Here is a 23,372-nt window from a genome sequence, read left to right on the forward strand (position 1 = left end):
ATTGCGGCGCCAGTTGTGCGATTACCACAGCCCGGACTATTTGTTACAGAACCCGAACGCGCCCCGTCCGATGGGGATTCAGATCAAAAGTAAAATCGCCGCGATGCGCACCCGTCAAACTTCCTCCAAGCAAGAACCGCAGCCCGCATCGGCAGGCCCCTGGATCTTGCGGTTCATCCTCAAGGCTTTCATTTTCTTCGGCGGCCTGGGCCTGTGCGGGGTGCTGCTGGGGTCCATGGCCATGGCCCTGGCCTGGCCCAATCTGCCCGATCTGCACGCCATGACCGACTACCGGCCGCGCATACCGCTGCGCGTGTACACGGCCGACCACGTGCTCATCGGCGAATTCGGCGAAGAACGCCGCGACGTGCTGCGCTTCTCGGAAATCCCCGATCTCATGAAAGCGGCCGTGCTTTCGGCCGAGGACGACCGCTTCTATCAGCACGGCGGGGTGGAATGGACAGGCGTGATCCGCGCGGCGATCACCAACCTGGTCACGGACTCCAAGGCGCAGGGCGCCAGCACCATCACCATGCAGGTGGCGCGCAATTTCTACCTCTCGTCCGAGAAGACCTATTCGCGCAAGTTCTACGAACTGCTGCTCACCTTCAAGATCGAATCGCAGCTCTCCAAGGACCAGATCCTCGAGCTGTACATGAACCAGATCTACCTGGGCCACCGCGCCTACGGATTCGCGGCCGCGGCGCGCACCTATTTCGGCAAGAAGCTGGCGGACCTGACGCCGGCCGAGGCCGCCATGCTGGCGGGCATTCCCAAGGCGCCTTCGCGCTTTAACCCGCTGTCCAACCTCAGGCGCGCCGAGGTGCGCCAGCATTACGTGCTGGGCCGCATGCTGGCATTGGGCTACCTGACGCCGGCCGAATACCAGAGCGCGATGGCACAGAAGATCGTGACGCGATCGAGCGCCGGCACGGCTCCCGGAAGCTTCAAGGTGCATGGCGAATACGTGGCCGAGCTGGCGCGCCAGCTGCTCTACAACATCTACCACGACGATCTGTATTCGCGCGGCATCAATATCTACACCACCGTGCGAGCCAAGGACCAGGAACTGGCCTACCAGTCGCTGCGCAACGGCGTGCTCGAATACACGCGCCGCGCGCCCTATCCCGGCCCGGAAGAAAACATCGACCTGCCGGCCAACGTCGAGCAGGATCCGCAGAAGCTGGACGACATCATCGACGCCGTGATCGAGAAGTACCCCGACAGCGGCGACGATCTGCTGACCGGCGTGGTGCTCTCGGCCAGCCCGACGCAGATCACGGTGGCGCGCAGCGCCAAGGAGATCATCACCGTCAGCGACAAGAAGGCGCTCCTGACCGTGGCGCGCGCGCTGGGCGACAAGGCCAAGCCCGGCGTGCGCATCACGCGCGGCTCGGTGGTCTACGTGCACAAGGATCCCGACGGCAACTGGGAGGTGATCAACTACCCCGCCGTACAGGCCGCGCTGGTGGTGCTCACGCCCAATGACGGCGCCATTCGCGCCATGGTGGGCGGCTTCGACTTCTATCGCGGCAACTTCAACCGCGTGACGCAGGCCTGGCGCCAACCGGGTTCGAACATCAAGCCCTTCATCTACGCCGCCGCGATCGAGCGCGGATTCTCGACCGCCACGCAGATTTCCAATGAGCCTTTCTTCCTGACGGCCGCGCAGACCGGTTCCAAGCCCTGGGCGCCCAAGAACTACGGCGACGAATACGAACCCATGCTCACCCTGCGCCAGGCGCTGTACAAGTCCATGAACATGGTCACGGTGCGCATCATGCAGGCCATCGGGCCGGCTTATGCGCAGCAATACCTGACCCGCTTCGGTTTCGACAAGTCGCGCCAGCCGGCCGTGCTGCCCATGGCGCTGGGCGCGGGCACCGTGACGCCGCTGCAGCTGGCCGCCGGCTATTCGGTGTTCGCCAACGGCGGCTACCGCGTCACGCCCTACCTGATCGACAAAGTCACCGACAGCGACGGCAAAGTCATCATGCAGGCCAAGCCCAATCAGGCCGGCGACGAGTCCATCCGCGCCATCGATCCACGCGTGGACTACATCGTGAACAATCTGCTGGAAGGCGTGGCCACCTACGGCACGGGGGCGCGCGCGCACGCCGTGCTCAAGCGCACCGTCGCCGGCAAGACCGGCACCACCAACGATTCGATGGACGCCTGGTTCTCCGGCTATACCTCGGGCCTGGAAGCCACCGCGTGGCTGGGCTACGACCAGCCCAAATCGCTGGGCGCGCGCGAGACCGGCGGCGGCGTGGCCCTGCCGATCTGGCTGGGCTACATGCAGGACGCGGTCAAGGACCTGCCCATGCCCACGCCGCGTCCGCGTCCGGACGGCGTGCTCGAAGTGAACAACGAACTGTATCTCTCGGACTATCCGCCCGGCCAGGCCGTAGCCTCGCTGGGCCTGGGCGGCAACCCCCAGGACGCCCCGCCGCAGCAGGATACGCTGGGCGACTTCCTGAGCAATCTCGCGGGCAGCAGCAAGGCCGGCCACTGATCGCCCAATGCGCGAACCCGGCAGACGCCGGGTTCGTTCGAATGCTCGGGTACGCTTTGAGGCTAAAGGCGCACGGCCAGAGGCATGTCGGCCGCCGCGGAACAGATTTGCGACAAGGCCTCGGGCAAGGCCGGGCCGCCGCGCGTGTCGTTCCAGATGCGGCCGTCGTAGCGATAATGAAAGCCGCCGCTGCGCGCCGCCACCCAGATCTCGCGCATGGGTGCCTGGGAATTGATCACGACATGGATGTCGTTGTTGAAAACCAGGGTCAGCACGTGACCGCTGCGGCTGGCTTCAATATCCAGATCGGTCGCGGCCGCCCAGTCGTCGGCCTGGCTCTCGATACTGTCGAGCACCTGGTCTACCAGGGCAAGGAATTCGGTTTCGGTCATAATCCAACCTGCCATCGATTACGGAGTCTTCTGTGCACTTTGCGCACTCGGCACGCTGCCGTTCCATCTCTCGCATTGTAGCCATGCTGGCCGTCTGCGGCGCACTGGCAGCCTGCGGCTACAAAGGCCCGCTGTATATGCCCGGCAGCCCGCAGGACCATCCGCGGCCGGTACCGCCGCCCGCGCTCAAGCCGGGCCAGACCGCGGCGCCCGAGGCAGCGCCGCCTGCCCGCGCGCCGAACGACTCCGGCCACGCCCGGCAAGCCAACCCCGTACCCGACCTCTTCCCGCAATGAGCAACGCCCCCGCCCAAGCCGAGCCGATCGGTCATCCGCATTTTCATTATCACAAGGGTGCGCTGCATGCCGAGGGCGTGCCGCTGGACAATCTGGCCGCCGAGCTCGGTACACCGCTGTATGTGTATTCGCGCGCGGCGTTGGGCACCGCCCTGGACCGCTACCAGCAGGCCATGGACGGCCGCCCGGTGCTGGTCTGCTACGGCATGAAGGCCAATTCCAACCTGGCCGTGCTGGGCGAGTTCGCCCGCCTGGGCGCGGGCTTTGACATCGTGTCCGGCGGCGAGCTGGCGCGCGTGCTGGCCGCCGGCGGCGATCCGTCCAAGGTAGTGTTCTCGGGCGTGGGCAAGCAGGCCTGGGAGATGCGCGCCGCGATCGAAGCCGACGTGAAGTGCTTCAACGTCGAATCGCAGGACGAACTCTATCGCCTGTCGGACGTGGCCCAATGCATGGGCCGGCATGCGCGCGTGTCGCTGCGCGTGAACCCCGACGTCGATGCGCAGACCCACCCCTACATTTCCACGGGGCTCAAGGAAAACAAGTTCGGCATCGCCATCGAGGACGCCCCCCAGGCCTACCGCATCGCAGCCAGCCTGCCCGGACTGCACGTGGTGGGCGTGGACTGCCACATCGGTTCGCAACTCACCGACATCAGCCCGTATTTCGACGCCCTGGACAAGCTTATCGACCTGATCGACACGCTCAAGGCATCGGGTATTGCCATCGCGCACCTGGACCTGGGCGGCGGCCTGGGCATCCGCTACACCGACGAGGTCCAGCCTTCGCCCAAGGCACTGCTGGACCACGTGTTCGAACGCCTGGCCGCACGCGGCTACGGCCATCTGCACCTGGTGCTGGAGCCGGGCCGCTCGCTGGTGGGCAATGCCGGCTTGCTGCTGACCACGGTGCAATACCTCAAGCATGCGCAGGCGCGCAACTTCGCCATCGTCGATGCCGGCATGAACGACCTGCTGCGGCCTTCGCTGTACACGGCCTGGCACGGCCTGCGCGCGGTGCGGCCGCGCGCGGGCGCAACGCGCGTGTACGACGTGGTGGGTCCGGTATGCGAAAGCGGCGACTGGCTGGCCAAGGAACGCGCGCTGTGCGTGCAGCAGGACGACGTGCTGGCGCTGGAGTCGGCGGGGGCCTACGGCATGACCATGGCCAGCAACTACAACTCGCGCCCGCGGCCGGCGGAAGTCATGGTGGACGGCGAAAAGTATTACGTGGTGCGCCAGCGCGAGTCCATCTCGGACCTGACGCGGGGCGAGTCCAGGCTGCCTTTTTGACCTGCGGGCGGGCAGCCCTGGCGGCCGCGGGCTTGAACGGACCGCTTCAGTCGGCCTGCCCCGGCTCGCGCGCACCGCGCTCGGACACCAGCCGGGACACGAATTGCGGCGGTACTTCGCCCGTCGCCAGCCAATGCAGCGGGATCGGCCAGAGGCTGGCCTCGAATCGGCTGTGAAAAAACGCGAAATGCCCGATCGCATCGGCACCGACTGCCTGCGGCGGCAAGCGCAGATGCAGCACGCGGCCGGAGAAATAACGCAGCAGCCGCTCAATGGCCGGCATCGTGCCGAAGGGATCGTCCGTCACGCTGACCGCCAGCAGCGGCGCCCGCAACGCCGCGAAGCGCTGCGCCAGTGCGCGGCGCCTGGACTCGGTCAGCGCGATCGGTGCGCGCCGGTAGGTATCTTCGAAGTTGCGCCGGCTGCGGACCCACGACAGCACGACGCCGCGGGGCGTGTCTTCCATCCAGCCCAGCCGTTTTGCCGGAAAATAGCCGAGCAACGCCGTCACGGCAGGCATCACGACGTGCCATCTCCACAGCATCGCAAGCCTGCTGCGCGGCGCGTAATCGCGCCAATAAGCATACTGCGCACCCATTGTGAACACACGCCGCACGAGGTGGTTCGACGGCGCGAGCCCGAGCACGAAGCCGCCGATGCTGTGCGCGACCACATCGATGGGCTGCCCGGGGAACACACCGGCCGCATAGCGCAGCGCGGCCTCGCAATCGAGCTCGCCCCAATCCACCCAGGTCGCGGCCAGGCTCGAGAGCCGGGCTGGCCGCGATTCCCCGATGCCCCGATAGTCATAGACCACGACGTCGCAGCCGTGCCGGTGCAGGTAGTCCGCGAACCGGAAGTAGTAGCGGCAGCGCACTGATGTCGCCGCATTGACGATGACAACGGGACGCGCCGCGCCATCCTCGCGCGGCGCGCGGCGGCGCCACACGAAACCGCGCAGCAGATAGCCGTCGGCGGCCGCGAATTCGATGGGCTGCGGATCGGTCATGCTGCCGGGGCCGTCGTTGTGCGGTTAGCGCACAGCCCCCCTATAAACCGCCGTAGGAATGCAGTCCGGACAGGAACATGTTCACGCCCAGGAACGCGAAGGTGGTCACCGCCAGCCCCACCAGGGCCCACCACGCGGCCATGCTGCCGCGCAGACCTTTCATGAGCCGCATGTGCAGCCACGCGGCATAGTTCAGCCAGACAATCAGGGCCCAGGTTTCCTTCGGGTCCCACTGCCAATAGGTGCCCCAGGCATCGGCGGCCCATAGGGCCCCCAGCACCGTGGCCAAGGTGAAGAAGGCAAAGCCCACCGCGATCGAGCGGTACATGAGGTCGTCCAGCACCTGCGGCGCGGGCAGGGCGCGGCCCAGGCGGCCGTTGGGAAAATGCTGCTTGACCAGGTAGGCGCAGGCCACCATGGCCGACAGCGAGAACGAACCGTAGCCGATGAAGTTGGCCGGCACGTGCAGCTTCATCCACCAGCTTTGCAGGGCCGGTATCAGGGGCTGTATCTGCCAGGCGTCGCGCGTGAGCGCATACCAGAGCAGAAAGCCGATCGCCGCGGAGATCACCAGCAGCACAAAGCCGCCCAGCGCGCGCGTGGCATAGCGGCGCTCGTAATACAGGTAGAAAAGCGCGGTGATGAGCGAGAACAGTACGAAGACTTCATACAAGTTGCTCACCGGGATATGGCCCAGGCCGGGACCCATGAGATGGCTCTCGCGCCAACGCACCAGCATACCGGTCAGGCCCGCAAACACCGCGCCCCAGGTACAGACCGTTCCCAGCCAGGCGCAGGTCGGGCTGAAGAAGCCCAGCCAGTAGCAGACCGTCGCCAGGATGAAGAGCGCACACATCCACAGGATGGCCGACTGCGAAGACAGGAGGTACTTGAGCAGGAACTCGTGGTCGGCGCGCGCCAGATCGTGACCGTACAGCACGAGCGCCAGGCCTGCGGCCAGGCCGCAGGCGACCAGGAGTCCGCGCAGCGGGCGCCATAGCCAACCCAGCCAGGTCAGCACCGCCACCCCCGCGCACAGGATGACCTTCTCGTAGTAATCCATCGCGCTGCCGTGGTGCGCGAGCGTCCAGCCCGCGCCGAGCGCCAGCAGCAGAAAGAAAACCAGGTCGGAAATATCGGGCCGGCCGCGATGCGGGCGGCCGTCGCCGCTGGCCAAGGGCACGGCCGGCCACAGGGAAGAAGAAGTCGAAAAGTCGGTGGTCATGCATGCCCTCGCTTGTGAGCTGCTCAGCGCTGCGCCGAGCCCGGCGCCGTGGCGGCCGCGCGCAGCCGCTCGAATTCCTGGTCGAAGTCCAGTGTACGCCGCTGCGTTGTCATCGCCGCCAGCACCGTGCTGCCGCCCTCGGCAGGCTGGACCCAGGCCCAGATGCGCCGGTCGCGCAGATAGAACATGGTGAAGATGCCGACGATCAGCAGCACCGCGCCCAACACCACGCCATATTCGCCGGGGTTGCGCGTGATCTGAAAGACGCTGGCCTGCACCTGCTTGAAATCGTCCAACTCGTAGATGACCGGCGCCGGATAGCGCGACAGGTCCGACAAGGCCGCGACGGCCCGTCGCGTCCACCGGGCCTGCTCACGGGTACGCGGCGCGGCAGACAGGCCGTCGCGCTGGCGCGCCAGATCGTCCAGTTCAGCCATGCTGGCCCCGATCAGGCGCACCACCATGTCGGCCGCATGCTTGAGCTGGGCGGGCGGGGTATTGTTCTGCAGCACGTCGGCCACCCCTTGCAGCCCGCCGTGCGCGAATGTGTCCAGCGCGTGCAGCGCGGCGGCCTGCAAGGCCGCCGTGTCGGCCGAGGAAGGCGCACTGGCGGCCGCGAAGCGCTGTGCAGCCGCGCGCCGCATGTCCGGGTCGGCCAGGGCCGCGCGCAGGCGTGCGAATTGCGCGAGGGAACCCTGCGCGTCCGCCGGGATGCGCACGTAGCGGTACGCGCCGTCGTCGCCCTGCACGCCGACCAGGAACACCGAGGCGCCATCGAGCATGACGGGCGCCATGTAATTGCGGAACATGTGCGACTGCCCGGAGGCATCTGTCAGGCGGTATTCGATGCTGGGGCCGATATTGTGCAGGTTTTCGTTCTTCTTGCCGGCCGCGCTGCCGGTGACCGACGCCAGCTCCTGCTCGAGCGACTTGCGATCGGCCGGCTTGTCGCCCGACATGTCCTGGACATTGATCACGCGCAGCGAAGCCAGGTCCATATGCATGGAATCGGGCGGCGCGCCCGTGCCCTGCCGCGCCACGGCCGCGCCGGCGGCGGCCGGATCCACCACGAGCGACTTGCCTATCGTGCCCTGCACCGTAGCGCCCCGCGGGAGCATGCCCTTCAGCGGGTACGCCACCAGCGTCACATGGCTGCCGCCGTCGTCGAAGCTCGACTGGTAGACCGTGATGCCCTTGTAGTGCAGGGGATGATTGACCTCAATGGTGGCAGGAAAAGTCTTGCCGGTGGCCGAATCGATGACCTGGACCTGGCTGGCGAAGCGGCTGGGCATGCCGGTGGAGTAATAGTCCACCACGAAATGCTTGAGCCGCAGCGTAAAGGGCAGCGGCTGCACCAGCGCGCCGTCGCCCACCATCACCACCGCCGAAGACGTCTGCCCGCCCTCGGGTACCAGGATGTTGCCGCGAAAGCTCGGGTTGCGCGGGGACAAGCGGCCGCTGGCCGGCACATCGGCAATCCTCATATTGCCCATCACGGGCTGCTTGCCGCCCAGCCACATCTGCAGGCGCAGCGACATGTCGCTATCGACCAGACCGCCCAGGCAGATGATGACCAGCGCCGCGTGCGCACAGATATAGCCCAGGCGGTTGGCGCTGCCCTTCTTGGCCGCCACCATCAGCCCGGCGGCGTCGCGGCGCACGCGCACCGCATAGCCCTGGGCCTTGAACAGCCGGCACAAGGCCTGCGCGGCGGGCTCCGGCGCCATGGCATAGTGGGTCTCGAAGCGATGCGCAAAAGCGCGCAGGCTGTCGGCGCGCACATACTCGCGAAAGGACCGGGCATCGCGCAGCATGCGCGGCGCGTTGCGCGTCAGGCAGATCGAGGTGGACAGAACCAGAAAGGCCATGATCAGCATGAACCAGCCGCTGTTATAGACGCGCCACAGCGAGAAATGGTCGAACACCTCGAACCAGAACGGGCCGAACTGATCGATGTAGGCACTGTCCGGGCTGTTCTGCGGCAGCACCGTACCCACCACGCTGGCCACGCACAGAATGCCCAGCAGGCTGACGGCAAAGCGCATCGAACCCAGCAGTTCGAAAAACGCACTCAGGACTTGGCGTGGGGCAAGGTGGGAAGACGTACGGCTCATCATGTCGGAGAACAGCATACCGCTCCCCGGCTGACGGCGAACTGCCTGGCGCGCAGATGCGGAACGCCAGATCGTACAATGAGCGCTGCACGGCCGCCTGTATGTGCACTTGTCACACTGCGGCCTATTTACTGCTCCCCCAACCTAGGCATCCGACGTGTCCCTACTTCATCGCGCTTCGTTCTTCGTGTCGGCGGCCCGGCTGGACCAACTGCCGCCCCCGGGCGCGCCGGAAGTCTGCTTCGTGGGCCGCTCCAACGCCGGCAAGTCCTCGGCCATCAACGTGCTGTGCAACCAGAAGCGCCTGGCCTTCTCCAGCAAGACGCCCGGCCGCACGCGTCTGATCAATCTGTTTGGCCTGCCCGATCCGCTCGATCCGGACGGACAGCTGGGCTTTCTGGTCGACTTGCCCGGCTACGGCTACGCTTCGGTGGCGCATCGCGAGAAGGAGGCCTGGGCCGACATACTGGGCGGCTATCTGCGCGATCGCCCGTCACTGGCCGGCATCGTGCTGCTGCTGGACATCCGCCGTGGCGTGACCGACCTGGACCGGCGCCTGTCCAGCTTCATCGCGCCGACGGGCCGGCCCGTATTGGCGCTGCTCACCAAGGCCGACAAGCTGCCCTACGGCCAGCGCGTGCGGGCCGTGCAGGCCGTGCGCAAGGAACTGGCCGACATCGGCCAGCTCAACGCCATCCCCTTTTCCTCCACCGATCGCATCGGCCTGCCTGAAGCCACGCTGGCCGTCGAGAACTGGATTTCACCGCAGGTCGTGCCATGACTCAGCATCTCGTTTCCGCCCGCTATCCCATTGCCCGCGCTCGCCGTCTGCGCCGCGACGACTTCACCCGCCGGCTGGTGCGCGAGAACACGCTGTCGGTCGACGACCTGATCTACCCGGTCTTCGTGGCCGAAGGCCAAGGCCTGGCGCAACCCGTGCCGTCGCTGCCGGGCGTGGTGCGCCATTCACTCGACACCCTGCTGCCCGTGGCTGAAGAATGCGTCGCGCTGGGCATCCCCGTGATGGCGCTCTTTCCGGTGATCGATCCCGCCCTGAAGACGCCCGACGGCATCGAGGCCGCCAACCCGAACGGTCTCATACCGAGCGTGGTCGCCCAATTGAAGAGGCGTTTTCCCGAGCTGGGCATTCTCACCGATGTGGCGCTGGACCCCTACACCAGCCACGGCCAGGACGGCCTCATCGACGAGCACGGCTACGTGCTCAACGAACCCACCATCGAAGTGCTGGTCAAGCAGGCCATGGTGCAGGCACAGGCCGGCGTGGACATCGTCGCCCCCAGCGACATGATGGACGGACGCGTCGGCGCCATCCGCCAGGCGCTCGAAAACAGGCAGTTCATCCATACGCGCATCATGGCCTATTCGGCCAAGTACGCCAGCGCTTTCTACGGCCCCTTCCGTGACGCCGTGGGCTCGGCCTCCAACCTGGGAAAATCCAACAAGCAGGCCTACCAGATGGATCCGGGCAATATCGAGGAGGCCTTGCGCGAAGTGGCGGCCGACCTCGCCGAAGGCGCCGACATGGTGATGGTCAAGCCCGGCATGCCCTACCTGGACGTACTGCGGCGCGTGAAGGATGCGTTCGGCGTGCCGACCTTCGCCTACCAGGTGAGCGGCGAATACGCCATGATCAAGGCCGCCTCCAACAACGGCTGGCTGGACCACGACAAGGTGATGATGGAAGCCCTGCTGGGATTCAAGCGCGCCGGTGCCGACGGCATCCTGACGTACTTCGCCATCGAAGCGGCCCGGCTGCTCACGCGGGCCTGAGTCAACATCCGGACTGCATTTGCGCGTCGACTACGCAGTCGCGTCCGCGCGACTTGGCCGCGTACAGCGCCGAGTCCGCGCGCGCCATCAGGTTAGATAGCGTCTCGCCGCAGCGGTATTCATCCACGCCCGCGCTGAACGTACAGCTCACGTCTATCCGGCCTTCCTCGGCGGACAAAGCCCGGCATTTGTTGCCCACGATCAATCGCCGCAACGACTCGATGCGCGCAAGCGCTTCTTGTTTGCCGGTATCCGTCAACAAGATGCCGAACTCTTCGCCTCCGATCCGGCCGAACAGATCGTCCTGTTGCAGATTCGTCCCGATGAGACGGCCCACATGGGCAAGCACCTGATCGCCCGCCGCATGCCCATGCCTGTCGTTGATCGACTTGAAGTGATCGATATCGATGATCGCCAGGGACGCCGGACCTGCGCCGGACCCGGTCCGCTCCAGCCGCGACTGCGCCCGCTCCATGAAGGCGCGGCGCACCAGGGCGCCGGTCATCGTGTCGATATTTGCCCACCGTTCCAGCCGTTCGGCCAGACGGTCATGCGCCAACATAACCATGCCGATCGACAGAGACGGCAGGGAGAGTATGCCGCTGGCGAGAAATGTCAGATTGATCGGCGTGAGCTGCAGCAAATCCGTCTGCTGCGCCCAGCCCAGGAAATAAGTCATGCCCCGCAATAACCAGGACAACCCGGGCGTTGAAGCTGGGCGACACATAGAGCCAATAGCAGCTGCCCAGAAATATGCCTGCGCAACCGATGTAGGGCAGAACGATGGCAGGCCGCAACCCCTGGAACTGCCGGCATCCTTCGTAGATCAAGGTTATCGAATAGGCCATCAGCGTATTCGACAGGACCAGGGACACGAACTTGGGATAGGGCAGACTCTGCAGCGCGACCAACGCCATCGAGACCATCCAGAGCAGGCCCGCAACGATCCATCGGCGCACACCCGGTATGGCCGCAAATTGCAGCGACCCCAGCATTGCCACACTCATCACGCTGGACAAAATCGCGACGAGCAGAATGCTGACCGGGTTCAGCATGCCTAGCGGGTTGCCAGCACCGTATCGAGCGCCGCGCCGAAACGCGGCGCAACCTGGTAGCCGATAACGCGCGTGGCCAGCTCGCGACCTCCCGGGGCGAAAAAGACCATGCCCGGTGGGCCGAACAGCCTGAAACGCTTGAGTAGCGCGCGATCGGCGGCCGTATTGCGCGTGACATCCGCGCGCAGCAGCAGCATACGGTCCATACGCGCGGCCACGGAGGGTTCGCTGAAGGTATCGCGTTCCATCTCGCGACACGACACACACCAGTCGGCGTAGAAATCCAGCATGACGGGCCTGTCGCTACGCCTCAGCATCGCATCGAGTTCAGCCAAGTTGTGCACCGGAGTGAACTGCGGCGGCCGCACATCGCTGCCCTGCGTCGTTGCCTGCATGCGCGCCGGCGCGCTCAACTGCGACAGGGGCTGCAGCACGTCGCGCCCGCCGCTGGCCGCCCCCACCAGCCAGACCACGCCCGCCAGCGCCAGCAACAACCCCAGGCCCTTGGCGAACATGCGCCCCACGCCCGCCTCGGCGGGCAGCGCATCGAAGGCGCGCAGCATCACTGCGCTTACCACGGCGAGAAAAGCCCAGCCCAGCATCTGCGTCCAGCCCGGCAGCACCGGCATGAGCATCCACCAGGCCGTGGCCAGGAGCAACATGCCGAAAAGACGTTTGACCGATTCCATCCACGGCCCCGTGCGCGGCAGCAAGGCGCCCGCCGAACCGCCCACGGCCAGGAGCGGCACGCCCATGCCCCAGGCCAGCGCGAACAAGGCCGACCCGCCCAGCAGCAGGTCGCCCGTGCGCGAGATATAAAGCAGGGCGCCCGCCAGCGGAGCCGCCACGCAGGGACCCACGATCAGCGCCGAAACGGCGCCCATCATCAAGGCACCCGCATGGCGACCGCCCGGCATGCGGTTGGCCCACGCACTCAAACCCGCCTGCGCCTGCGCCGGCATCTGCAAGACATAGACATCGAACATGGCCAGGGCCAGCAACGCCAGCAGCAGCGCGAATATCGCCAGCGCCCAGGGCGTCTGCAGCCAGGCGGCCAAGCCGGCGCCCGACAGCCCGGCGGCCACGCCCAGCGCGGTGTAGACGATCGACATGCCCAGCACATACGCCGCCGCCAGGCCCAGGCCGCGCCAGCGCGAACGCCGCGCCGCGTCGCCCAGCACCAGCGCCGATACGATGGGAATCATGGGCAGCACGCAAGGCGTGAACGACAGCAGCAGGCCCAGCACCAGAAATACGCCTGCCGTCTTCAGCCAGCCCAGGCCGCCCAGGGCCTGGGCCAGGCCGGTGTCGCCAGCGTGCAGCAAGGCACCCAGGGCTGGCGGCGGGCGCGGCGCAGCGGGCGTATCGATACCCGCGCCTGGCGCCGCGGGCGTCGAGGCACCCAGAATACCCGTGCTGCGGATCGCCGGCATCGATATGCCGGCGACCGCGGCCGCGATGTTCACGCCGCCTGCCTGGGGCAGATCCACGCCGGCCAGGGCATAGCCGCCGGCAACGGGGTTGAGGGTCACGGCATGATCCATGGGCGGATAGCAGATCCCCGCCTCGGCGCAACCCTGGCTGGTCACCGTGAGTACCCACGGCCCGGCGGCTCCGGGCTTGAGCGGCACGCGGATATCCAAGTCATGGTGATAAACCTCCATGTCCTGGTCGAAAACCGGATCGTGCTTGACCTGGCCTTTGGGATAGACAGCGGCGCCCATCCACTGGGCCTGCCCGGCGGCCGGCGCCAGCACGAAGCGTTCTCGGTACAGGTAGTAGCCCGGGGCCACGCGATAATGCAGCACCAGCCTGTCCGGGGCGGCCATCTTCGCCTGCAGCGCGAAGGCCTGCTCGGGCGGCAGGAAGTCGGACTCGCTCTGCGCGGTCGCGCCTTGCCAGCCCGACAGCGCCATCAGGAGCACCCACAGGGCCAGCCGCCCGTATTGTTTCATTCGCTTCAATGCCATTGCACCCGTGTTTGCCGCCGCACCCAGTCCAGGTAGGAATCCAGGCCGTCCTGCGCGCTCACCACCAGCACCTCGGGCACTTCATAGGGATGCAGCTTGGCCAGGGCCTGCATCACCTCTTCCTGGCGCGCGCGGGTCGTCTTGACGACGAGCGGAATTTCCTGGGTGCGTTCGAGTTTGCCCTGCCAGGAATAGACCGACGTTATGGGACCGCCCAGGTGAACGCAGGCCGCCAGGCCGCCATCGACCAGCACCTGGGCAATGCGCTCGGCCAGCGGGGCATCGGGCACATTGCTCAGTACCAGCACGACGTCGTCGTCGCTCTCGCTTTTCATTGTTCTCATGGACACTTTCCAGAAGCCCGATCAGGCCGAAGTCCTCATTCTAAAACGGCCACGGCCCCGCGCACGATCCGCGGCCTGCGGCGCCGGCATGGCCTTGCCGTGGATCGGCGCTATTGCATATTCCAGCGAAATGCCGCAGATGCATGCCCGGCGACGCGCACGTCCCGCTTCTGTTCTTCATGCTTGTACCGGGCGTAGACCGCATACTCGCCAGGCGGCAGCTTGACCAGCATGAAAGGCCCCTGCGATACCGCCTCGAGCACCTTCGTGCCGTCGCGCTTGAGGATGCGGATATGGACGTCGGCGATATATTGACCACCCAGGCCGGAGAACTGCAGGGCCAAGGGCCAGTTCGGCGCTTCGCGCTTGAATGCCTGCGATTCGTCCTGCCCTACTCCGCCGGAGGTATAACTTATCTGGCCGCGCGAGTAGAGCGTGGGCAGGCCCGCGGCCTGCGCGTAAGGGCTGCCTGCCGTCCCGGCCACAGCCAAGACCACCGCCAGCAGCGTTGTTTTGACAAATCGAACATCCGGCTTTTCCATTGAACTTCTCCCTTGTGTAAGGGCCGCCATGGCATGCGCAACTGTTCCGATGGCAATGTGCGGCCCGGAATATTTTCGCGCGAAGCCGCCCGTGCGGCAAAAATGAAAAACGGGCCGGGTTTATGCAACCCGGCCCGTCTCATGCTTGGCTCTCGCCCTGCGCGATTACTCGGCGCTGGCTTCGCCTTCCTGGGGTTGCGGACGATCGACCAGTTCCATGAAAGCCATGGGGGCGTTGTCACCCTGGCGAAAGCCCATCTTCAACACGCGGGTATAGCCGCCATTGCGGGTGGCGTAGCGCGGGCCGATTTCGGCGAACAGCTTGAGGACGGCATCGCGATCGCGCAGGCGGGCGAAGGCCAGGCGCTTGTTCGCCAGGGTGGGCTGCTTGCCCAGGGTGATCAGGGGTTCGATGACGCGGCGCAGTTCTTTCGCCTTGGGCAGTGTGGTCTTGATCGCTTCGTGCTGAATCAGCGAAACGGCCATGTTGCGGAACATGGCAAGACGGTGGCTGCTGGTGCGGTTGAGTTTGCGCAGACCATTACCGTGACGCATGGTGTATTTCCTTTGAATCTACATGACGGCCTTTTGGGCCATCGGGTTATCCGGCTCTTCTATCGAAGGTTCGCGGGCCGGTGCAAAAAATGGGTTCCCTCAAGGCCGCAGCAGATCCGGCTTTGCCGGTCTGCTTGCGGCGCCCTCTTGAGGGGGAAGCGCCGCAGGCGCTTGGGGGGTGGTCTATTACGGGCGTTCCAGGCCCAGGGGCGGCCAGTTCTCGAGCTTCATGCCCAGGGTCAGGCCGCGTGCGGCCAGCACTTCCTTGATCTCGTTGAGCGACTTGCGACCCAGGTTCGGGGTCTTGAGCAATTCGTTCTCGGTGCGCTGGATCAGGTCGCCGATGTAGTAGATATTTTCGGCCTTCAGGCAGTTGGCCGAACGCACCGTCAGCTCCAGGTCATCGACCGGGCGCAGCAGGACAGGGTCGATCTGCGGTGCGCTGCCGCGAGCATCGCTGCCATAGCTGCTTTCGGCGGCGCCTTCCAGGGCGGCGAAGACCGAGATCTGGTCCATCAGGATGCGGGCCGACTGACGCACGGCTTCCTCGGGCGAGATGACGCCGTTGGTCTCGATGTCCAAGACCAGCTTGTCCAGGTCGGTGCGCTGCTCGACCCGGGCGCTTTCAACGGCGTAGCTCACGCGGCGCACGGGCGAGAACGAAGCGTCCAGCACAATACGTCCGATGGTGTGGCCGCGGTCTTCGGACAGCGCGCGCACATTGCCCGGCACATAGCCGCGCCCCTTCTCGACCTTGATCTGCATTTCCAGCTTGCCGGCTTCGGTCAAGCTGCAGATGTGATGATCGGGATTGATGATCTCGACGTCGTGGGGCAGCTCGATATCGCTGGCGCGCACCTCGCCGGCGCCGGTCTTGCGCAGCACCAGGGTGACATCGTCGCGGCTGTGCAGCTTGAACACCACGCCCTTCAAGTTCAGCAGAATGTCGACCACGTCTTCGCGCACGCCGGTGATGGTCGAGTATTCATGCACCACGCCCGTCATCTGGACTTCGGTGGGCGCATAGCCGGTCATCGACGACAGCAGAATGCGACGCAGGGCGTTACCCAGCGTGTGGCCGTAGCCGCGCTCGAAGGGCTCCATCACGATCTTGGCGTGATTGAGGCCGACGGGCTCGACTTCGATGGAGCGCGGCTTGAGAAAACCTTGAGTGGACATCTTGGTAGGATCCTTTTCAATACCCTCGGCTCGTTACACCGATAAGGCTGATGGATGAAGGGGAAAAACGGGCTGGAAAAAGAATCTTTCTAAACACACCGAGGCTGCCTGCGGGAATCCCGAAGCTCGCCCTTGAAACGGGCTGCGCTTCGGATTCCTTCCGGAAGCCTCGGCTCGCGGCAAGTGCATGCCGCGGTCGCGTCAATTTCGATTAACGCGAGTACAGTTCGACGACCATCGATTCGTTGATGTCGCGGGCGACGTCAGCGCGATCGGGCATGGCCTTGAAGGTACCGGTCATTTTGGTGGCGTCGACGTCTACCCACTGGGGGATGCCGATGCTGGTCGCCAGGTCGAGCGACTCCTTGACACGGCCTTGCTTCTTAGCCTTTTCACGCACAGAAACCACGTCGCCGGCCTTGACGATCATCGAGGCGATATCGGCGGTGTGGCCGTTCAGTTCGATGGCGCGGTGGCTGACCAGCTGGCGAGCCTCGGCGCGGGTCGAACCGAAACCCATGCGGTAGACAACGTTGTCCAGGCGCGATTCGAGCAGCTGGATCAGCGTTTCGCCGGTGTTGCCGCGGCGACGCTCGGCTTCGGCGAAGTATTTGCGGAATTGCTTTTCCAGCACGCCGTACATGCGCTTGAGCTTTTGCTTTTCACGCAGCTGCAGGCCATAGTCGGAGGTACGGGCACCCGAGGTGCGGCCGTGTTGACCAGGCTTGGAATCCAGCTTGCACTTGGAGTCCAGCGAGCGGCGGGCGCTCTTGAGGAAAAGATCGGTGCCCTCGCGGCGCGAGAGTTTGCACTTGGGGCCAATATAACGAGCCATGTTGGTTCCCTTTAAATACGACGACGCTTCGGCGGACGGCAGCCGTTGTGCGGAATGGGCGTGATGTCGGCGATGCTGGTGATCTTGATGCCCAGGGCATTCAGAGCACGAACCGACGACTCGCGACCGGGGCCGGGGCCCTTGATGCGCACTTCGAGATTCTTGATGCCGTATTCCATTGCGACGCGGCCGGCCGTTTCGGCGGCAACCTGAGCGGCGAACGGGGTCGATTTGCGCGAGCCCTTGAAGCCGGCGCCGCCCGAAGTCGCCCACGACAGAGCGTTGCCCTGGCGGTCGGTGATGGTGATGATGGTGTTGTTGAACGAAGCGTGGACGTGCGCGATGCCGTCCGAGACGTTCTTCTTGACCTTTTTGCGCACACGCGAGGCGGCGCCAGTAGAAGCCTTGGCCATGTTCTCTTCCTCGGATTATTTCTTCAGGGACGCAGCAGCGCGACGCGGACCCTTGCGGGTGCGTGCGTTGGTGCGGGTACGCTGGCCACGCACGGGCAAACCGCGCTTGTGACGCATGCCGCGATAGGTTCCCAGGTCGATCAGACGCTTGATCGAGAGCTGAACTTCACGACGCAGATCGCCTTCGACCGTGAATGTACCCACGCCTTCGCGGATGCGCTCGAGTTCGGCGTCGGACAGGTCCTTGACCTTCTTGGTGACGGGCACGCCAGCGACTTCGCAAATCTTGCGAGCGCGAGTGCGACCGATACCGAAGATGGCGGTCAGGCCGATCTCAGTGTGCTGTTGCGGCGGAATGTTGATGCCGGCAATACGGGCCATAACGTTTCCTTAGTAGTTCCGTTGCTTCAGGGGTCCGTCGCCGGATCAGCCCTGACGCTGCTTGTGACGCGGGTCGGTGCAGATGACACGCACCACGCCGTGACGTTTGATGATTTTGCAGTGGCGGCAAATCCGCTTAACCGATGCCATTACTTTCATGGTTGACTCCTAATTTTCCGAAATCCTACCGATCACTTAGACCGGAATACGATCCTGGCTCGCGTCAGGTCATAGGGCGTGAGTTCCACTGTGACCTTGTCGCCCGGCAGGATCCGGATGTAATGCATGCGCATCTTGCCGGAAATATGGCCCAGCACGATGTGGCCGTTTTCAAGCTTGACGCGAAAAGTTGCGTTGGGAAGGTTCTCGATAACCTCGCCTTGCATCTGGATAACGTCGTCCTTGGACATTGTTCTGTTTACCGCAGCGGCAGGCTGCCCGTCCCCTTGAAGTTAGCCTTCTTGAGCAGCGAATCATACTGTTGCGACATCATGTAAGCCTGCACCTGAGCCATGAAGTCCATGGTAACGACGACAATAATCAGCAAGGACGTGCCACCGAAGTTGAACGGAACGTTCCAGTGCATGACCATGAACTCGGGCAGCAAGCACACCAGGGTGACATACAGACCGCCGGCCAGCGTCAGGCGCATCAGGATCTTGTCGATATAGCGCGCCGTCTGCTCGCCGGGACGGATCCCAGGCACGAATGCACCGCTCTTCTTCAGATTGTCCGCCGTCTCGCGGCTGTTGAACACCAGCGCCGTGTAGAAGAAACAGAAGAAGATGATCGCGATCGAATACAGGGTGATGTAGAGCGGCTGGCGCGGCTGCAGAGCGGCCGCCAGATCACGCAGCCACATCATCTTGCCACTGGTCGAGAACCAGCTGGTGACCGTTGCAGGGAACAGGATGATCGACGAGGCAAAGATCGGCGGGATCACGCCGGCCATATTCACCTTGAGCGGCAGGTGCGAACTCTGGCCGCCGTACACTTTGTTGCCCACCTGGCGCTTGGCGTAGTTCACCGTGATTTTGCGCTGGCCGCGTTCGACGAACACGACGAAGCCCGTCACCAGAACCACCAGCGCAAGGATGAAGAGCGCCGACAGCACGGACATGGAGTTGGTGCGCACCAGGTCCAGCAGAGCGCCCATCGAGGAGGGCAGGCCCGAGACAATACCGCCGAAGATCAGGATCGAGATGCCGTTGCCCAGACCGCGCTCGGTGATCTGCTCGCCCAGCCACATGACGAACATGGTGCCGGTAACCAGCGTGACCACCGTCGTGACGCGGAACACGATGCCGGGATCGACCACCAGGCCGTGCTGAGATTCCAGCGCAACCGAAATGCCGACCGCCTGCACCAGCGCCAGCACCACGGTGCCGTAACGGGTGTACTGGGTGATCTTGCGCTGGCCCGCCTGACCCTCCTTCTTAAGGGCTTCGAGCGAAGGCATCACCACCGCCATCAATTGCATGATGATGGAAGCGGAGATGTAGGGCATGATCCCCAGGGCGAACACGGAGAAGCGCGACAGGGCGCCGCCCGAGAACATGTTGAACAGGCCAAGAATCCCGCCCTGGTTCTGGCGGAACAGATCCGACAGCGCATCCGGGTTGATGCCGGGAACGGGAATGTGCGTGCCCAGGCGGTAGACGACCAGGGCGAGCGCCAGGAACACGAGACGGCGCTTGAGATCGCCGTATCGGTCAGCCTTGCCAGGAGTCTGTGCTTTAGCCACGCGTCACCTCAACTTATTCAGCGATCGAACCGCCAGCCGCCTCGATCGAGGCGCGGGCGCCGGCCGTAGCGGAAATGCCACGCAGCGTAATCTTGCGCGACAGCTCGCCCGACTTGATCACCTTGGCGTAACGGACCTGCTGGCCAACCACGCCGGCGGCCTTCAGGGCTTGCACATCAATTTCGTCGATGGGCAGGGCCTGGAGTTCCGACAGGCGGATCTGGGCGTACAGGTGCTGTCCCAGCGGCGTGAAGCCGCGCTTGGGCAGACGGCGATGCAGAGGCATCTGGCCGCCTTCGAAACCGACTTTGTGAAAGCCGCCCGAACGCGACTTCTGGCCCTTGTGGCCACGGCCGGCGGTCTTACCCAGACCCGAACCGATGCCACGGCCGACGCGGCGCTTGGCGTGCTTGCTGCCCTCTGCGGGCTTGAGCGAATTGAGTTCCATAACCGTTCCTTAGACTTCCGAGACGGAGACGAGATAGTCTACTTTGCGGATCATCCCGCGAACCTCGGGCGTGTCAATCAGCACGCGGGTGCTGTTGACCTTGCCCAGGCCCAGGCCTTTGACGGTGGCACGGTGGTCGGCTTTGGTGCCGATCACAGAGCGCACCAGCGTGACTTTGAGCTGCTTCTGAGCCATGATTTACCCCAGGATCTCTTCGACGGACTTGCCGCGCTTGGCAGCAACTTCCGACGGCGTCATGGAGGCGCGCAGACCGTTGAGCGTAGCGCGGACCATGTTGTAGGGGTTGCTCGAGCCGAGACTCTTGGCAACCACGTTGCGCACGCCCATCACGTCGAAGATGGCGCGCATCGGGCCGCCGGCGATCACGCCGGTACCCTCAGCGGCGGGCGAGATCAGCACCTTCGAGGCGCCGTGCTTGCCGACCACGGTGTGATGCAGCGTGCCGTTCTTCAGAGCGACCTTGAACATGCCGCGGCGGGCCTGTTCCATCGCCTTCTGGACCGAGACCGGCACTTCACGCGCCTTGCCCTTGCCCATGCCGATGCGGCCATCGCCGTCGCCGACCACGGTCAGCGCGGCAAAGCTCATGGTGCGACCACCCTTGACGACTTTGCTCACGCGGTTGACCGCGATCATTTTTTCGCGCAGACCGTCGTCGTTCTCTTTTTCGGCGGCGTTCTTGCTTTGTACCTTAGCCATTTGACTGATCCTCGCTTAGAACTTCAGGCCGGCTTCACGGGCGGCGTCGGCCAGGGCCTTGACGCGACCGTGATAACGGAAGCCAGAACGGTCGAAGGCAACCAGCTCGATGCCGACGGCCTTGGCCTTCTCGGCAACGCGCTTGCCCACCAGAACGGCGGCGGCGGTGTTGCCGCCCAGGCCGGTCTTGCCCGCCAGTTCGGCGCGCACCTCGGCTTCCAGCGTCGAAGCGCTGACCAGCACGCGGTCGCCTTCCGGCGAAATGATGTTGGCGTAGATGTGCTGGTTCGAGCGGAAGATCGAGAGGCGATGCACGCGCAGCTCGGCGATCTTGCGACGGGTCGGAACCGCACGACGCAAACGGGAAAGTTTCTTGTCCATGATTCGTCCTTGCGTGCGCCGTTATTTCTTCTTGGTCTCTTTGATGACCACGCGCTCGTCCGCATAGCGCACACCCTTGCCCTTGTAGGGTTCGGGTTCGCGGTAGGCTCGGATTTCAGCGGCCACTTGACCGACGACTTGCTTGTCGGCGCCCTTGATGATGATTTCCGTCTGGCTGGGGCACTCGGCCTTCACGCCATCGGGCAGCGCGTGCAAGACGTCGTGCGAGAAGCCCAGCTGCAGCTTGACGGCATTGCCGGCAATCGAGGCGCGGTAACCCACGCCGACCAGCGTCAGCTTGCGCTCGAAGCCCTTGCTCACACCGGTGACCATGTTGTTGACCAGGGCACGGATGGTGCCCGACATGGCGTTGGCGTGACGGTCTTCGCTCAGCGCGGCGAACGTCAGCTTGCCGTCATCCTGGTGGATGGCGACTTCGCCGGTCAGCGACTGGGTCAACGTGCCCAGCGGGCCCTTGACGGTGATCTGGCCGGCGCCGATATTGGCTTCGACGCCCTTGGGCAGTTCGACCGGATATTTAGCGATACGTGACATGAGAATTGCTCCTTAGGCCACGTAGCACAGGACTTCGCCGCCCACGCCGTTGGCGCGGGCCTTGCGGTCGGTCATCACGCCGCGCGAGGTCGAAACAATAGCCACGCCCAAGCCGTTCATGACCGGAGGAATGCTGCTGCGGCCCTTGTAGATACGCAGGCCGGGCTTCGATACGCGTTCGATGCGCTCGATGACCGGACGTCCGGCGTAGTACTTCAGGGTGATTTCGAGTTCAGGCTTGGCCTGGTCGCCCTTGATCTGGAAACCGTCGATGTAGCCTTCGTCAGCCAGCACGGCGGCAATGGCCACCTTCAGCTTCGACGAGGGCATGGCCACGGTAACCTTGTCCACTTGCTGCGCATTACGAATGCGAGTCAGCATATCGGCGATGGGATCGCTCATGCTCATTTCTGTTCTCCTTACCAGCTGGCCTTGGTCATGCCGGGGATTTCGCCCCTCATGGCCATTTCACGCAGTTTGTGGCGGGTAAGGCCAAACTTGCTGAACACGCCGCGGGGACGGCCGGTGACAACGCAGCGATTACGCTGACGCGTGGGATTGGCATTGCGCGGCAGTTGCTGCAGCTTTAGGCGAGCCTGGTAACGCTCTTCGTCGGTCTTGGATTGATCGTCGATGATCGCTTTGAGCTCGGTGCGCTTGCCGGCGAATTTCTCGGCCAGCCTGGCGCGCTTGATGTCGCGATTGATGAGGGAAAGTTTAGCCACGTCGACAGCCCCTTAGTTACGGAACGGGAAGCTGAAGGCGGTCAGGAGCGCCTTGGCTTCTTCGTCAGTCTTGGCGGTGGTGGTGATGCTGATGTTCAGCCCACGCAGCGCGTCGATCTTGTCGTATTCGATTTCGGGGAAAATGATCTGCTCTTTCACCCCGATGTTGTAGTTGCCGCGACCGTCGAAAGCACGACCCGAGATACCGCGGAAGTCGCGTACGCGAGGCAGCGCGACCGCAACCAGGCGATCGAGGAATTCGTACATGCGCTGGCCGCGCAGGGTCACCATGCAGCCGATCGGATAGTTTTCGCGGATCTTGAAACCGGCGATCGCTTTCTTGGTTTTGGTGATCACGGGCTTCTGGCCGGCGATCTTGGTCAGATCGGACACGGCGTGCTCGATGACCTTCTTATCGGCCACGGCTTCGGAAACACCCATGTTCAGCGTGATCTTGGTGATGCGGGGCACCTCCATGACGCTCTTGTAGCCGAACTGGGCCTTCAGGTCGCCGGCGACCTTGTTCTTGTAAAAATCTTGCAAGCGAGACATGTCTTATCGCCCCTTATGCCTTGACGCCGACGACGGCGCCATTGGAACGGAACACACGCACCTTCTTGCCATCCACTTCCGTGAAGCCGACGCGATCACCCTTGCCGGTGGCAGGATTGAACAGCGCGATGTTGGAAACATGGATGGGCATCGTCTTGTCGACAATGCCGCCAGGCTGGTTGGCCATGGGATTGGGCTTGGTGTGCTTCTTGACGACATTGATGCCTTCGACCAGAACGTGGTCGGCATCGATGCGGGACAGCACGGTGCCGCGACGACTCTTGTCGCGGCCGGTCAGCACGACGACTTCGTCGCCTTTACGGATCTTGTTCATCGTGGGCT

General features: G+C 64.4%; 31 protein-coding genes. 5 read left to right on the plus strand and 26 right to left on the minus strand.

Annotated elements, in window-relative coordinates; genetic code table 11:
* The first annotated feature begins 103 nt into the window (after positions 1-103).
* On the plus strand, positions 104-2,515 hold the full coding sequence (locus H143_RS0106110) for a penicillin-binding protein 1A (RefSeq protein WP_019937349.1): 2,412 nt from the start codon (positions 104-106) through the stop codon (positions 2,513-2,515).
* Positions 2,516-2,577: 62 nt separating this feature from the next.
* Here the strand turns inward: H143_RS0106110 and cyaY are convergent, their stop codons facing one another.
* Positions 2,578-2,907 (minus strand): iron donor protein CyaY, encoded by a 330-nt coding sequence (gene cyaY / locus H143_RS0106115; RefSeq protein WP_019937350.1) that lies wholly within the window; start codon positions 2,905-2,907, stop codon positions 2,578-2,580.
* An 83-nt stretch (positions 2,908-2,990) separates the two neighbouring features.
* Here cyaY and H143_RS0106120 point away from each other — a divergent pair, with 83 nt between their 5' ends.
* Both H143_RS0106120 and lysA read left to right on the plus strand, forming a co-directional pair.
* Positions 2,991-3,203 carry a lipoprotein gene (locus H143_RS0106120; RefSeq protein ID WP_019937351.1) on the plus strand — a complete coding sequence of 71 codons (213 nt, stop codon included), beginning with the start codon at positions 2,991-2,993 and terminating at the stop codon, positions 3,201-3,203.
* A complete protein-coding gene (gene lysA, locus H143_RS0106125; RefSeq protein ID WP_019937352.1) occupies positions 3,200-4,492 on the plus strand; it encodes a diaminopimelate decarboxylase in 1,293 nt (430 codons plus the stop codon). The genes H143_RS0106120 and lysA overlap by 4 nt, the downstream gene beginning before the upstream one ends.
* Before the next feature lie 46 nt (positions 4,493-4,538).
* Here the strand turns inward: lysA and H143_RS20090 are convergent, their stop codons facing one another.
* Genes H143_RS20090 through H143_RS0106140 form a run of 3 tightly spaced genes read right to left on the minus strand, consistent with a single transcriptional unit; the run spans position 4,539 to position 8,840 of the window.
* Entirely contained in the window at positions 4,539-5,501 is a 963-nt protein-coding gene (locus H143_RS20090) for an alpha/beta fold hydrolase (protein WP_019937353.1), read from the minus strand.
* Between the two features lie 40 nt (positions 5,502-5,541).
* The gene (gene ccsB / locus H143_RS0106135) at positions 5,542-6,726 is read right to left on the minus strand and encodes a c-type cytochrome biogenesis protein CcsB (RefSeq protein ID WP_019937354.1); all 1,185 of its coding nucleotides are present in this window, start codon (positions 6,724-6,726) and stop codon (positions 5,542-5,544) included.
* A 23-nt stretch (positions 6,727-6,749) separates the two neighbouring features.
* Positions 6,750-8,840 (minus strand): cytochrome c biogenesis protein ResB, encoded by a 2,091-nt coding sequence (locus H143_RS0106140; RefSeq protein WP_026349779.1) that lies wholly within the window; start codon positions 8,838-8,840, stop codon positions 6,750-6,752.
* Between the two features lie 157 nt (positions 8,841-8,997).
* Between H143_RS0106140 and yihA the strand changes: the two genes are divergently transcribed.
* Both yihA and hemB read left to right on the plus strand, forming a co-directional pair.
* Positions 8,998-9,621: a ribosome biogenesis GTP-binding protein YihA/YsxC gene (gene yihA, locus H143_RS0106145; protein WP_019937356.1), complete on the plus strand. Its 624-nt coding sequence runs from the start codon at positions 8,998-9,000 to the stop codon at positions 9,619-9,621.
* Positions 9,618-10,631 carry a porphobilinogen synthase gene (gene hemB / locus H143_RS0106150; RefSeq protein WP_019937357.1) on the plus strand — a complete coding sequence of 338 codons (1,014 nt, stop codon included), beginning with the start codon at positions 9,618-9,620 and terminating at the stop codon, positions 10,629-10,631. The genes yihA and hemB overlap by 4 nt, the downstream gene beginning before the upstream one ends.
* A gap of 1 nt (position 10,632) precedes the next feature.
* On the opposite strand, the gene H143_RS22885 is transcribed toward hemB, so the two are convergent.
* From H143_RS22885 to rplX, 22 genes are all read right to left on the minus strand, one after another.
* Entirely contained in the window at positions 10,633-11,199 is a 567-nt protein-coding gene (locus H143_RS22885; protein ID WP_369751162.1) for a GGDEF domain-containing protein, read from the minus strand.
* Positions 11,180-11,686, minus strand: coding sequence for a hypothetical protein (locus H143_RS22890; RefSeq protein WP_231378463.1), 507 nt, complete (start codon positions 11,684-11,686; stop codon positions 11,180-11,182). Before H143_RS22890 ends, H143_RS22885 begins: the two co-directional genes overlap by 20 nt.
* Before the next feature lie 2 nt (positions 11,687-11,688).
* Positions 11,689-13,641 carry a protein-disulfide reductase DsbD gene (dsbD, locus tag H143_RS0106160; RefSeq protein WP_019937358.1) on the minus strand — a complete coding sequence of 651 codons (1,953 nt, stop codon included), beginning with the start codon at positions 13,639-13,641 and terminating at the stop codon, positions 11,689-11,691.
* Between the two features lie 5 nt (positions 13,642-13,646).
* Complete coding sequence (cutA, locus tag H143_RS0106165; protein ID WP_019937359.1) at positions 13,647-13,991, minus strand: divalent cation tolerance protein CutA; 345 nt, start codon at positions 13,989-13,991, stop codon at positions 13,647-13,649.
* A 119-nt stretch (positions 13,992-14,110) separates the two neighbouring features.
* On the minus strand, positions 14,111-14,542 hold the full coding sequence (locus H143_RS0106170; protein ID WP_019937360.1) for a hypothetical protein: 432 nt from the start codon (positions 14,540-14,542) through the stop codon (positions 14,111-14,113).
* A 165-nt stretch (positions 14,543-14,707) separates the two neighbouring features.
* Complete coding sequence (gene rplQ / locus H143_RS0106175; RefSeq protein ID WP_019937361.1) at positions 14,708-15,097, minus strand: 50S ribosomal protein L17; 390 nt, start codon at positions 15,095-15,097, stop codon at positions 14,708-14,710.
* A 186-nt stretch (positions 15,098-15,283) separates the two neighbouring features.
* Entirely contained in the window at positions 15,284-16,276 is a 993-nt protein-coding gene (gene rpoA, locus H143_RS0106180; RefSeq protein WP_019937362.1) for a DNA-directed RNA polymerase subunit alpha, read from the minus strand.
* 211 nt (positions 16,277-16,487) lie between these two features.
* Positions 16,488-17,111: a 30S ribosomal protein S4 gene (gene rpsD / locus H143_RS0106185; RefSeq protein ID WP_019937363.1), complete on the minus strand. Its 624-nt coding sequence runs from the start codon at positions 17,109-17,111 to the stop codon at positions 16,488-16,490.
* 11 nt (positions 17,112-17,122) lie between these two features.
* The gene (gene rpsK, locus H143_RS0106190; RefSeq protein WP_019937364.1) at positions 17,123-17,524 is read right to left on the minus strand and encodes a 30S ribosomal protein S11; all 402 of its coding nucleotides are present in this window, start codon (positions 17,522-17,524) and stop codon (positions 17,123-17,125) included.
* Positions 17,525-17,539: 15 nt separating this feature from the next.
* The gene (gene rpsM, locus H143_RS0106195; RefSeq protein WP_019937365.1) at positions 17,540-17,905 is read right to left on the minus strand and encodes a 30S ribosomal protein S13; all 366 of its coding nucleotides are present in this window, start codon (positions 17,903-17,905) and stop codon (positions 17,540-17,542) included.
* Between the two features lie 45 nt (positions 17,906-17,950).
* Positions 17,951-18,064, minus strand: a complete 114-nt coding sequence (gene rpmJ / locus H143_RS0106200) for a 50S ribosomal protein L36 (protein ID WP_026349781.1) — start codon at positions 18,062-18,064, stop codon at positions 17,951-17,953.
* 32 nt (positions 18,065-18,096) lie between these two features.
* Positions 18,097-18,315 carry a translation initiation factor IF-1 gene (infA, locus tag H143_RS0106205; RefSeq protein WP_019937367.1) on the minus strand — a complete coding sequence of 73 codons (219 nt, stop codon included), beginning with the start codon at positions 18,313-18,315 and terminating at the stop codon, positions 18,097-18,099.
* Between the two features lie 8 nt (positions 18,316-18,323).
* Positions 18,324-19,649 (minus strand): preprotein translocase subunit SecY, encoded by a 1,326-nt coding sequence (gene secY / locus H143_RS0106210; protein WP_026349782.1) that lies wholly within the window; start codon positions 19,647-19,649, stop codon positions 18,324-18,326.
* A gap of 13 nt (positions 19,650-19,662) precedes the next feature.
* A complete protein-coding gene (rplO, locus tag H143_RS0106215) occupies positions 19,663-20,097 on the minus strand; it encodes a 50S ribosomal protein L15 (RefSeq protein ID WP_019937369.1) in 435 nt (144 codons plus the stop codon).
* A 9-nt stretch (positions 20,098-20,106) separates the two neighbouring features.
* On the minus strand, positions 20,107-20,292 hold the full coding sequence (gene rpmD, locus H143_RS0106220; RefSeq protein WP_019937370.1) for a 50S ribosomal protein L30: 186 nt from the start codon (positions 20,290-20,292) through the stop codon (positions 20,107-20,109).
* Positions 20,293-20,295: 3 nt separating this feature from the next.
* The gene (rpsE, locus tag H143_RS0106225; protein WP_019937371.1) at positions 20,296-20,817 is read right to left on the minus strand and encodes a 30S ribosomal protein S5; all 522 of its coding nucleotides are present in this window, start codon (positions 20,815-20,817) and stop codon (positions 20,296-20,298) included.
* Between the two features lie 15 nt (positions 20,818-20,832).
* A complete protein-coding gene (rplR, locus tag H143_RS0106230) occupies positions 20,833-21,198 on the minus strand; it encodes a 50S ribosomal protein L18 (RefSeq protein WP_019937372.1) in 366 nt (121 codons plus the stop codon).
* 21 nt (positions 21,199-21,219) lie between these two features.
* A complete protein-coding gene (gene rplF / locus H143_RS0106235) occupies positions 21,220-21,753 on the minus strand; it encodes a 50S ribosomal protein L6 (protein ID WP_019937373.1) in 534 nt (177 codons plus the stop codon).
* A 12-nt stretch (positions 21,754-21,765) separates the two neighbouring features.
* Positions 21,766-22,161: a 30S ribosomal protein S8 gene (gene rpsH / locus H143_RS0106240; RefSeq protein WP_019937374.1), complete on the minus strand. Its 396-nt coding sequence runs from the start codon at positions 22,159-22,161 to the stop codon at positions 21,766-21,768.
* Positions 22,162-22,172: 11 nt separating this feature from the next.
* Positions 22,173-22,478, minus strand: coding sequence for a 30S ribosomal protein S14 (gene rpsN, locus H143_RS0106245; RefSeq protein WP_019937375.1), 306 nt, complete (start codon positions 22,476-22,478; stop codon positions 22,173-22,175).
* A 12-nt stretch (positions 22,479-22,490) separates the two neighbouring features.
* Entirely contained in the window at positions 22,491-23,030 is a 540-nt protein-coding gene (rplE, locus tag H143_RS0106250) for a 50S ribosomal protein L5 (protein ID WP_019937376.1), read from the minus strand.
* 13 nt (positions 23,031-23,043) lie between these two features.
* Positions 23,044-23,364: a 50S ribosomal protein L24 gene (gene rplX, locus H143_RS0106255; protein WP_019937377.1), complete on the minus strand. Its 321-nt coding sequence runs from the start codon at positions 23,362-23,364 to the stop codon at positions 23,044-23,046.
* Positions 23,365-23,372 lie beyond the last annotated feature (8 nt).

This window comes from Bordetella sp. FB-8 (assembly GCF_000382185.1).
In the GTDB taxonomy this organism is placed as follows: Bacteria; Pseudomonadota; Gammaproteobacteria; order Burkholderiales; family Burkholderiaceae_B; genus Bordetella.